Here is a 10,044-nt window from a genome sequence, read left to right as displayed (position 1 = left end):
CTGGAAAAGCCTTTGGAAAAGGTTCCGTGGGACCACCGAACCTTTTCCAAAGGCTTTTCCAGCACCGGCGCAAGCTCGTCGGCACAAGCCCGTATCCGCTTCTCCTCCTGGTGCATCCACAGCGCCACGGGCTGGAGTACCCGCCGGCCCAGATCCGAACCGATGCGAACTTCCACCCCTCTGGCCCCCCGCCAGAATTCCAGCAACACATCCATGGCGGCCCTGTACAATTTACCCCGGGTTTTGGGCAGCCGTCCCCCGTCCCGGTGTACCAGGCAGATGTTGGTCAACAGCAGGGGATTGCGGGTCATTTCAAAGACCCGGCCGGCCCTGAAATCATTGGATGACAGACTCTCGATCAGGTCGTCAGCCTTTTTATCAGCCAGGTCCCGGGCCTGTACCAGATTCTTGTTGTCTGCGGTTTCCACAAGCCGGTACCAGGTGCGGATAAATTCCCGGGCCTGATCCCGGGTCAAGGGGCGCAGATGCAGCTCCATAAACTCATTGTCCAGCCAGGCCGTAGGTGTATAGCCTGCAAAACGGCAGGTGACTGCTGCATAGAGATTGTCGTGACCTTGCATGAACCGGTCAATATTGCGAACCGCTTCAACTCTTAATGTCTCATTCTGGATTTCGTCCAGGCCGTCAAACAGCAACAGCACCGGCTGATGATTGAGCAGCCGGTCCGTGAATTCTTTCGTCATTTCAAGCCCGGCATCGGTCATACGGTCATGGATGAAACTTTTGATGTTTGAATTTTTAAGTTCACGCAGGGGCAGAAACAAAGGGAGAATTCCTGCCGGAAGCCCTATGGTTTCATGATCTTTGGAGAGTGCCCACAAAAGCAGGCGCTTTAGATGGGTGGTCTTGCCCGAACCCGGGTTCCCTAAAATAACAATGCCCCGGCCGTTTTTCTCCCGGCAGACCTGAAAGGCATCGGGAATGGAAATCTGGGTATTGCGCCCCGATTTTTCCAGGCATTTTGACGCATCCAGGGAATCCGCATAGCACTCCCCGGACTGGACGGCATCATCCACCATGGCATGCAGGGGCATGTAAATATCCTCAATGCGGATGGAGACCCGCAACCGGGTGCCGAACCCGATCATGGGCAGTTTTTCATACAGGGATATGGCCCTGCTTTTGTAGAGGGCCAGTTGCCGTTCAAACTCCGGGTCCGGGTTGGAAGATGCAGGTGACGCAGCAGCATCCGGATTTGGGGCTTTGGCTATTGAGATCTTCTTCATCCACTTGTCCAGATATTCCAGATGATACCGCCCGTCCCGGGCCTTGGGTGTACTCCTGCGGACCCAGCCGCCCCCGTCCTCGTCGCTGTATTTTCTTAAATGAACCTCACCGGTTTGATTTTCAAAATCCAGGCAGCAGATGTTATAGCCGCTGCCCTGGGACCTGTGGTAGCAGGCATAGGAGGAAATAGTGGAACTGCCGTTAGCATAAGACGTAACCGCTGTTTTGTGTTCATGACCGGATAAAATAAAATGAAACTCATTTATCAGTTTATCACCTGCAAAGGCTTTATCCGCTTCGACGCCCCAAGACACAGGATGATGGAACAATGCGATCTTGACATCAGCATTTTCCAGTTCCTTTTGAACCCTTGTATTCTGCCATTTCCAGGCCACCCGGAGTTTACCGTTTTCCTCTTTGCTGTTTCGCCCGCTGCTCCAGACGGTATTAAAGCCTGCAATACCCACCCGGATGCCGTTGATCTCCACCGTGGTGCCGTAGGTCAGGCGATCACGCTCTTGGAGCAGAACAGGGTTGCCGAAATTATTTAAAAAATTGCGGTAGTCTTCCAGGCGGTCCATGACCCGATTCCAGTCCTCTCCACCACCGTTCATGAAATCTGAAATGCTCTCCTGGTCATCCAGGCTATCGATAAACATGGTGGACATTTTGCCCACCCGTTTACGGTTCACGTCATGGTTACCCGGCACAAGAAAGATGCGCGCCTTTGGAACCGGATTCGAAAAAGCGGTTCTTACCTGTGCCAGAAAGTCTTCAACGCTCTTATACTGGTCCTTTAAATTTTTCCCCGGTTCTGGCCCCATTTCGCCGAAGGCCAGATCTCCGCTGAAAAAAATTAGATCCGGACACAGCCCATGATCCGTTTCCAGGTGCTTCAGGTCTTTAATAAGATTTTTAAGGATAGGTTCGGCATCCCAGGCATCTTTTTTGCCGTAGTGAAGATCGGACAGGTGAAGCCAGGAAAGCTTGGACACGACAGACTCCTTTGCATGAACAGGTCGTCAACAGAATTTTAAATTATCTGTCTATATCAAAGGATCAGACATTGTCAACCAGGAGCGCCCCAATAACGTGATCGTTTCCGCATGTCATAAATGAATGATTTCCATATGGGTGTCGGCAATCATGGCAAGTCCCAGTTCGTCAGCCATATTAAACACCTTGTCTATTTTGGCGTTGATTGTCCTTGCATCGTTTCCCACCAGCGCGAATCCGATTTCAGCCCAGTCATGGCTGTCGTTGAGTGCGGTTTCCGCCACGCTGATGTTAAACCGGTTCTGCAATCTTGAAATCATTGATTTAACAATGGAACGTTTGGCTTTAAGAGAGTGAACGTCAAAAAGCCTGAGTTTGATTTGCCCTGTTCCAACAACCATATTTAAAAATGCCTTTCGTTTTTCTCTGCGCAATAACTGTTTACAGACGCAAGTTTTTGGCCTGCCGGTACAATAACCACGTCTTCGGATACAAAACTATATTTTATCTGCGTAAATTCGTTATATAAAGAAAATTTTTTTTCATGATATGCTACAAAGGATTCTATGAAAGTTGTGAGTCCTGAGTAGTGAGATTTAAACCAAGCTGTCTTTCTCACTACTCAATACTCACTACTCACATCTTTCATTTATTCAATGCGGCCTGACACCGATAACATCCGGATGGATCTCTTTTTTATGGAAGGTTGAATATGACGTATGACGTAATTATCGTGGGCGGCGGCCCCGCAGGACTCTTTGCGGCCTATCATCTGATGGAACATGCCAGCCTCAAGGTCCTGCTCATTGAACGGGGCGAACGGCCGCAAAAACGCAAATGCCCCATCAGCAAAGTCCAGAAATGTGCCCAGTGCGATCCGTGCAATATTCTGTCCGGCATTGGGGGAGCCGGGCTGTACTCGGACGGAAAACTGAATTTCATTCCAAGGCTTGGCAAAACCGATCTCACCCAATTCATGCCCATGCCCCAGGCCCAGGCGCTGATTAATGAAACCGAAGAGATTTTTACCCGCTTTAAAATGGATGCCAAGGTATTTCCCACCAACATGGATGAGGCCAGTATCATCCGCAAGGAAGCCAAACGATTCGGCATCAATCTTCTGCTTATCCGGCAAAAGCATCTGGGCAGTGACAATCTTCCGGGCTACATCACAGAGATGGCCGATTACATAGAGTCCAAAGGCCTTGAGATACGAACCGGTGAGAATGTAACAGATATCATTGAAAAAGATGGGGTTATCCAGGGGGTGGTAGCTGACAAGGGAGACTATCATGCCCGCAACGTAATTCTGGCACCGGGACGCGTCGGCGCCAACTGGATGTCATCCCTGGCGCTTAAACATGGCATTGAATTGAGCCAGCGGGGCATAGAGGTCGGTGTCCGGGTGGAGGTGCACAACGATATCATGGATGATCTGTGCAACGTGATCTATGACCCGACCTTTTTTATCCGCACCCACACCTATGATGACCTGACCCGGACATTCTGCACCAACCAGGGCGGATTTGTGGCGTTGGAAAATTACCAGGATTTTGTCTGCGTTAACGGGCATGCCTATTCAAATAAAAAATCGAGCAACACCAATTTTGCTTTTCTGTCAAAGGTGGTGCTCACGGAACCGGTCACGGACAACCAGGCCTACGGGGAATCCATCGGGCGTCTGGCCAGCATCATCGGCGGAGGCAAACCCATTCTCCAGCGATTCGGGGATCTGAAACGGGGCAGACGATCCACCTGGAACCGGATCAACAAAAGCTATATTGAACCCACCATGACCAATGTGGTGTGCGGGGACATTGCCATGGCGCTGCCCGAGCGGATACTGTCCAATCTAATCGAGGGACTGGAGACCTTAAACCTGGTGGTCCCCGGGGTATCCAATGATGAAACCCTGCTCTATGCCCCGGAGATCAAATTCTTTGCCACCCAGATTAAAACCACCCCGCACTTGGAAACCAGAATCAAGGGCATGTACGTGGCCGGAGACGGTCCGGGGGTGGCCGGCAACATCGTATCCGCAGCGGCCACCGGACTGATTCCGGCAAAAAAAATCATTTCATCACAATAGGGGCAGGATAATAAATCGCGCAGGCATCATCGGATTCCCAGGCCATGACCCTGGAGACAACGATTTTTTCATCCACATTTTTGTCCAGGTATGTCTGGACCTTGTCTGCAATATAGATGGCAATACGCTCGGACGTGGGCTGTGTATCTGCAAAAGCAGGCAGTTCGTTTAAAAATTTGTGGTCCAGTTCCCCGTCTACAACCGAGCGGACCGCCCGTTTGATATCCCCGAAATCGGCCAACACCCCGGCGTCGTTCAATTGATCGCCCTTGACATATACCTCCACCTGCCAGTTATGTCCGTGCAGATTCTCACATTTCCGGCCCACCATGGCAAGCTGGTGCGCCGCGGCAAACCGGGTTTTAACCTTTAGTTCAAACATAGCCCCCCATCCGATTGTTTTTCCATCACAAATTTTTAAACAAATTTTTCAGCTTGTTTGATATTTTATTTGCATCAAGTTTGTCAAACTCTTCGAGCAGCGTTTTTTGTTTCTGGTTCAGTTTGGTAGGCGTTTTGACGATCACCTTGATAATCTGGTCTCCTCTCCGGCCGGTTCTCAAAGAGGCAATACCCTCCCCTTTAAACTGGAAAGACTCTCCATACTGGGTTCCGGCGGGGATTGTCAGGTTCTTTTCTCCCACCAGCGTAGGTACGTTAATTTCAGCACCAAGTGCGGCCTGGATAAAAGAGATATCAATGGCGCAGACAATATCGGTTTTGTCCCGCTGAAAAAACTTGTGGGGTTTGACATTAATCACCACATAAAGATCACCTGAAGGGCCGTTAGGCGTGCTGGACGACTCTCCTTCTCCGGTAAGCCGCAACTTTGACCCCACATCCACACCGGCAGGAATTTTGACCTGAACCTTGCGGTTGATTTCCATACGGCCGCCGCCCCGGCATTTGGGACAGGGATTGGGGATAATTGTCCCCCTGCCTTTGCAATAGGGACAGGTTGTTTTGACTTTGAAAAAACCCTGGTTCTGAATATACTGCCCCGTGCCCCGGCATTGGGCGCAGGTTTCCGCAGAGGAGCCGGGTGCGGCACCGGACCCGTTACACTCGTCACAGGTTTCCCGCTTTGGTATGGAAATGGTTTTTTCCGTACCAAAGGCAGCCTCCATAAAATCAATGGTCATGTCATAGCGCAGATCAGATCCCCGCCTGGCCCGGCTGCTGCCACGCCCGCCGCCAAAACCAAAAAAATCTTCAAAAATATCCCCGAAACTTGAAAAGATATCCTCAAATCCGCTGGGACCTGAATGGCCGGCGCCTTCAAGTCCCTGGTGGCCAAACTGGTCATAAATCCGGCGTTTCCCGTCGTCGTTCAAAACTTCATAGGCTTCAGACGCTTCTTTAAATTTTTCTTCAGCCTCTTTATTATCCGGATTCTTGTCCGGATGATATTTGATTGCAAGCTTTCTGTAGGCTTTTTTCAGCGTGGTTTTATCTGTATCCCGGCTTACCCCAAGGATTTCATAGTAATCTCGTTTTTCACTCATATTAGTGCCCGATAGTGCTTTAGTTCATTTATAATTGTGTTTAACCCGGTTGTATGATAGCTTCCAAACTTGCTTTGACTAAAATAAACAATTTAAAATAACTCAGATTCTAAAGTTGTCAACGATGAACCAAGAACTGGATTTTGTCAAAGAAATGTTTGACAAAATTGCACCCAAATATGATTTTTTAAACCGACTGCTCAGCATGCGCCAGGATGTTTACTGGCGAAGGGAAATGGTCAAGGCTGCACAATTAAAATCCGGCGCTGCAGTGTTGGATGCAGCCTGCGGGACCTGTGATGTGGGCATTGAAGTCAGCCGGTTTCTCAAGGGCCGAACATCAATTACCGGACTGGATTTCTCCTTTGGCATGCTGGCCCTTGGCAAAAGGAAACTAAATGGTCCCAGGGGTCAAGCCATTTGCCTTGTCAACGGCGATGCGTTGAACCTGCCTGTAAGAAATCAGCAGTTTGACGCAGGTTTCATGGCCTTTGGCATCCGCAATATCATGAACCGCACCGGGGCCATGAAGGAATTTTACCGCACCCTGAAACCGGGAGGCAGAATCATCATCCTGGAATTGACCACACCCCAAAAGGGATTAATGCGAAGGTTTTACCTGTTGTACTTTCAAAAAATATTGCCCATAATCGGCTCTTTTTTTTCAAAACACGGCAATGCTTACGCGTATCTGCCTGAGTCCGTATTAAAATTCCCCGATCCTGTCTCCTTTGCAAATCAGATGAAAGCAGCAGGCTTTAAGGATATCCGGTTCAAGGAGATGACCCTGGGCATTGTCACCCTATTTGTAGGTATTAAACGGTAACCTGCTATTATTACAGTCCGTCTTGACAATGATCCAAGCATACTTTATAAACGGTCTTCAAAAAAAAAGATTGAAAAAAATTTAGAAATGAAAAAATTTCTTTTAAACACAGTTGAAGGCCGGGTCCTTGTGGCCGGTTTTGTGCTGACCGCCCTGTTCCTTATTTATGTTATCGTTGGCACGGTCCAGGGTTCGCCGGGTGCCGAGGTTGCTTTGGTAGTGTTCATTACCCACTGTGTGGGCAGCCGGGCCGGAGCCATCGGCCTTTGCATCCTTAACGGCGTTGACCCTGTTACCACCATTGCCTTAAATTTTTATGTGGAATGTCTGATTGTCTGCTATACCTATGCAAGCTTTGCTTTAAGCACCAACGGTATATTCAAAGCGGCCTGGATCAAAAGAGCCATGAGCATGCTCAAGGAAAAGGCTGAGGACAAAAAAGAAAAAATAGCGCGCTGGGGCTGGATCGGAATATTTACTTTTGTGATGGCCCCCCTGCCCGTCACAGGCCCTGTCGTGGGAACCATCATCGGTTATATGCTCAGGATGCGTCTGTTCAGCAACTTCAGTGCGGCGGGCCTGGGCACCCTGACAGCCATCGTGGCCTGGTGCTATGGTTTTGATGCTCTGGAACACCGGTTTGCAATGCTTCAGTATGTTTTTGTCGCCATCTGTGTAGTCATCATCATCCCTTACCTGAAGCCATTGAAAAAATTCATTGATTCCCTGCGCCATGAAAGTGATGAATAAGGCACCGGATGCCCAACGGCTTAAACATTGGGACGTTTAAATGGAGAACCTGTTTGAAAATGTTCCTGACAACTTGCCGACTGAACAGTTCACTGATTTGCTTAAAGGGGAAAACATTCGGATCGAACGTATTGTGTCTTTGGGCCACACGTCACCTGAATCCGGGTGGTATAGCCAAGATGAGAACGAATGGGTGCTTGTATTAAAAGGTTCAGGTACAATTCTGTTCGAAAACGAGGGAGAACGCTTGTTAAATAAAGGGGACTATCTTAACATTCCGGCTCACACAAAACATAAGGTCACACGAACAGACCCAGATAGCATAACAATCTGGTTAGCTGTTTTTTATTAGAAACACAGCATCTTATCGCGATTAAAAAAGATCCATAACTATTCATCCGCATTTTTTTTGAGTCTGCACGCATCACTTCATTTTTAGCGAATCCCTAATCTGCCATATGTGTTGAATCAGTTTTAAAATCACTGCGAAAATTACAGGCAGCCCTGAACCTGACCCACCACTTCTGCCACCATTTGTTCAAGAACCTGATAAGGTTTTGCTCCCACAAGCCTTCTGTCTTTGATAAAAAAGGTGGGGGCAGCCACAAGTTCAAGTTCCCTGGCCTTTGCCCAGTCCCGGTCCACAGCATCGGCATAGGATCTTAACGCAATGATTTTTTCTGCCTGTACCACATCCAGACCGGCTAAGGCCACTAAATCCAGGATCACCGCTTTGTCAGCCAGGTTCCTGCCATCCACAAAATAGGCCTTGAAAGCGGCATCGTGAAACTGATGGGCCCGGCCGCGCGCCTGGGCCCAGAGGCCGACCTCCTGGGCCAGACGGGAATTATAAACCATTTTTCCCTCCCCGAAGGGCAGGTCAAAGCTTTGTGCCGTGGATTTAAGACTGGCGGTCACCTGTTCCGGGGTCACCAGCAGGCCTTTTTTTTCTAACAGACGCGCCATGGGCAATCCTTGTTCAGGCACATCCGGCTGCAGCGGATAGGCCCGCCACTTTACTTCGATATCGTACGTCTTCCTTAATTTATCAATACTCCCGGTACTGAAGTAGCACCAGGGTCAGATATAGTCTGAAAAGATTTCAAGTTTACATGGATGCTGATTTTGAGGATTTTCCGGGATGCCTAAAGAATCACTGTGCGCCATAAGTTTTACCGCATTTTACTTTGATTTTAGTTGTGATGCCCATATTGTGGCCAGATTTGATTTATACGATACTAAAGATAAAGGCAAACATATGCTAAAAATTTATCGGGGTAATTTAAAACAAATATATAATAATCCTAAGCAAAAAGAACCAGGCTGGTGGCCATAACAATCATGCCGGCCACCACCCCATACATAGCGATATGATGTTCCCCATAATTTTCTGCTGTAGGCAGCAGTTCATCCAGGGAAATAAAGACCATAATTCCAGCCACCATGGCAAACAGGAATCCGAACACGTAATCATTCATGTACCTGAAAATCAAAAAATATCCGACCAAAGCCCCGACAGGCTCTGAAAGTCCGGAAAGAAATGAAAGACAAAATGCTTTTTTTCTACTGCCTGTCGCATAATAAAGTGGTACGGATACGGCAATCCCCTCAGGGATGTTATGGATGGCGACAGCCACGGCAATGCTCACACCCAGAGTCGGGTCCTGCAGACCGGCAACAAACGTGGCAAGCCCTTCGGGAAAGTTGTGTATGCCTATGGCGATGGCTGAAAAAATCCCCATGCGTTTCAGGTTTCTTCTCTTGTCTTCCTCAGCAGCAGCCCCTGACATTTCTTCAATTCCCCGCACCTCATGAGGATTCTCAAATGAAGGAACCAGCTTATCAATAATTGCGATCAATAATATGCCGCAAAAAAAAGCGAATGTGGTTATCAAATAGCCTTTACTTTCTCCTGCCGCAGTGCTCAAACTATCCCGAGCCTTAACAAAGATCTCGATCATGGAGACATAGATCATTACCCCCGCCGAAAACCCCAGAGAAGCAGTAAGAAAACGAACATTTGTTGTCCGGGTAAAAAAAGCCAGCGCACTTCCGATACCGGTGGAAAGCCCGGCAAAAAGCGTCAGACTTAATGCAAAAAGAATTGAACTGGTGTCATATGTCATTGAAAATCTCCGGATAATAGATTAGGAATCAGATCTGTAAAGCCACACATTGATGCAAAATACATCAAACTTGGAAAAAACCGTCGTGAGTGTTAATGGACGTCCCAGAATCAAAGGCAATTCTGATATAACCGCCATGGGCTGACCCTGACATATCCACTGATAGGCATAGCCGAAAACAAAGCTTGAAAGTTCTAAGTAACTTACCCAGACTTTCTTAGAAAGTCTAAGAGTTCTATTAATCTTAGCGCCTGGGAAAACCAATACCAGATCGGACCTCTTATGAACAACACACAGACATTTCAATCGCAGCTGCGTCCCTTACTTTTTCTGACCGCTATATTTTTTTTGAACTTTAGCATTCGTATTATCATATCCCCACTTTTACCTACTATTCTACAGGACATGTCCCTGACAGGCGACCAAGCAGGCTCCCTTTTTTTGGTCTCTGCCTCGGGATATTTTATTACCCTGATCTGCTCAGGATTTATCTCAGAAATACTG

At 48.2% G+C, this 10,044-nt stretch carries 12 protein-coding genes; 5 read left to right on the top strand and 7 right to left on the bottom strand.

Annotation, left to right across the window (positions count from 1 at the left end):
- Together B3D59_RS05710 and B3D59_RS05705 are read right to left on the bottom strand one after the other, a co-directional pair.
- Positions 1–2,243: NACHT domain-containing protein (locus B3D59_RS05710; RefSeq protein WP_286818342.1), on the bottom strand; the 2,243-nt coding region annotated here is incomplete at its 3' end.
- A 114-nt stretch (positions 2,244–2,357) separates the two neighbouring features.
- Positions 2,358–2,645, bottom strand: a complete 288-nt coding sequence (locus B3D59_RS05705; RefSeq protein WP_276999416.1) for a DUF503 domain-containing protein — start codon at positions 2,643–2,645, stop codon at positions 2,358–2,360.
- A gap of 311 nt (positions 2,646–2,956) precedes the next feature.
- Here B3D59_RS05705 and B3D59_RS05700 point away from each other — a divergent pair, with 311 nt between their 5' ends.
- Positions 2,957–4,333, top strand: coding sequence for an NAD(P)/FAD-dependent oxidoreductase (locus tag B3D59_RS05700; RefSeq protein WP_286818341.1), 1,377 nt, complete (start codon positions 2,957–2,959; stop codon positions 4,331–4,333).
- Here the strand turns inward: B3D59_RS05700 and queD are convergent.
- Complete coding sequence (gene queD / locus B3D59_RS05695; protein ID WP_276999414.1) at positions 4,317–4,715, bottom strand: 6-carboxytetrahydropterin synthase QueD; 399 nt, start codon at positions 4,713–4,715, stop codon at positions 4,317–4,319. The genes B3D59_RS05700 and queD overlap by 17 nt on opposite strands.
- 25 nt (positions 4,716–4,740) lie before the next feature.
- Complete coding sequence (gene dnaJ, locus B3D59_RS05690) at positions 4,741–5,838, bottom strand: molecular chaperone DnaJ (RefSeq protein WP_286818339.1); 1,098 nt, start codon at positions 5,836–5,838, stop codon at positions 4,741–4,743.
- A 124-nt stretch (positions 5,839–5,962) separates the two neighbouring features.
- Here dnaJ and ubiE point away from each other — a divergent pair, with 124 nt between their 5' ends.
- From ubiE to B3D59_RS05675, 3 genes are all read left to right on the top strand, one after another.
- Positions 5,963–6,664, top strand: a complete 702-nt coding sequence (ubiE, locus tag B3D59_RS05685; protein WP_286818337.1) for a bifunctional demethylmenaquinone methyltransferase/2-methoxy-6-polyprenyl-1,4-benzoquinol methylase UbiE — start codon at positions 5,963–5,965, stop codon at positions 6,662–6,664.
- An 87-nt stretch (positions 6,665–6,751) separates the two neighbouring features.
- A complete protein-coding gene (locus tag B3D59_RS05680) occupies positions 6,752–7,414 on the top strand; it encodes a small multi-drug export protein (RefSeq protein ID WP_286818336.1) in 663 nt (220 codons plus the stop codon).
- 40 nt (positions 7,415–7,454) lie between these two features.
- The gene (locus B3D59_RS05675; RefSeq protein ID WP_286818335.1) at positions 7,455–7,766 is read left to right on the top strand and encodes a cupin domain-containing protein; all 312 of its coding nucleotides are present in this window, start codon (positions 7,455–7,457) and stop codon (positions 7,764–7,766) included.
- A 140-nt stretch (positions 7,767–7,906) separates the two neighbouring features.
- On the opposite strand, the gene B3D59_RS05670 is transcribed toward B3D59_RS05675, so the two are convergent.
- Positions 7,907–8,581, bottom strand: a complete 675-nt coding sequence (locus B3D59_RS05670) for a DsbA family oxidoreductase (protein WP_286818334.1) — start codon at positions 8,579–8,581, stop codon at positions 7,907–7,909.
- Between B3D59_RS05670 and B3D59_RS05665 the strand changes: the two genes are divergently transcribed.
- On the top strand, positions 8,556–8,750 hold the full coding sequence (locus B3D59_RS05665) for a hypothetical protein (protein ID WP_286818343.1): 195 nt from the start codon (positions 8,556–8,558) through the stop codon (positions 8,748–8,750). The two genes, B3D59_RS05670 and B3D59_RS05665, sit on opposite strands and share 26 nt — an antisense overlap.
- On the opposite strand, the gene zupT is transcribed toward B3D59_RS05665, so the two are convergent.
- Together zupT and B3D59_RS05655 are read right to left on the bottom strand one after the other, a co-directional pair.
- Complete coding sequence (gene zupT / locus B3D59_RS05660; RefSeq protein WP_286818333.1) at positions 8,719–9,540, bottom strand: zinc transporter ZupT; 822 nt, start codon at positions 9,538–9,540, stop codon at positions 8,719–8,721. The genes B3D59_RS05665 and zupT overlap by 32 nt on opposite strands.
- Positions 9,541–9,842: 302 nt before the next feature.
- Positions 9,843–10,044 (bottom strand): hypothetical protein (locus tag B3D59_RS05655; RefSeq protein ID WP_286818332.1); only part of this gene is annotated, 202 nt, incomplete at its 5' end.

This window comes from Desulfobacter sp. UBA2225, from assembly GCF_002348205.1.
GTDB classification, from domain to species: Bacteria; Desulfobacterota; Desulfobacteria; order Desulfobacterales; family Desulfobacteraceae; genus Desulfobacter; species Desulfobacter postgatei.
Note: the sequence above shows the minus strand (reverse complement) of the source record. Positions and strands in the feature narration are given on the sequence as shown.

Bases quoted from the DNA above. Each gene is read 5' to 3' on its own strand.
- B3D59_RS05705 (WP_276999416.1), bottom strand. From the start codon at position 2,645: ATGGTTGTTGGAACAGGGCAAATCAAACTCAGGCTTTTTGACGTTCAC.
- B3D59_RS05700 (WP_286818341.1), top strand. From the start codon at position 2,957: ATGACGTATGACGTAATTATCGTGGGCGGCGGCCCCGCAGGACTCTTT.
- queD (WP_276999414.1), bottom strand. From the start codon at position 4,715: ATGTTTGAACTAAAGGTTAAAACCCGGTTTGCCGCGGCGCACCAGCTT.
- dnaJ (WP_286818339.1), bottom strand. From the start codon at position 5,838: ATGAGTGAAAAACGAGATTACTATGAAATCCTTGGGGTAAGCCGGGAT.
- ubiE (WP_286818337.1), top strand. From the start codon at position 5,963: ATGAACCAAGAACTGGATTTTGTCAAAGAAATGTTTGACAAAATTGCA.
- B3D59_RS05680 (WP_286818336.1), top strand. From the start codon at position 6,752: ATGAAAAAATTTCTTTTAAACACAGTTGAAGGCCGGGTCCTTGTGGCC.
- B3D59_RS05675 (WP_286818335.1), top strand. From the start codon at position 7,455: ATGGAGAACCTGTTTGAAAATGTTCCTGACAACTTGCCGACTGAACAG.
- B3D59_RS05665 (WP_286818343.1), top strand. From the start codon at position 8,556: ATGCCTAAAGAATCACTGTGCGCCATAAGTTTTACCGCATTTTACTTT.
- zupT (WP_286818333.1), bottom strand. From the start codon at position 9,540: ATGACATATGACACCAGTTCAATTCTTTTTGCATTAAGTCTGACGCTT.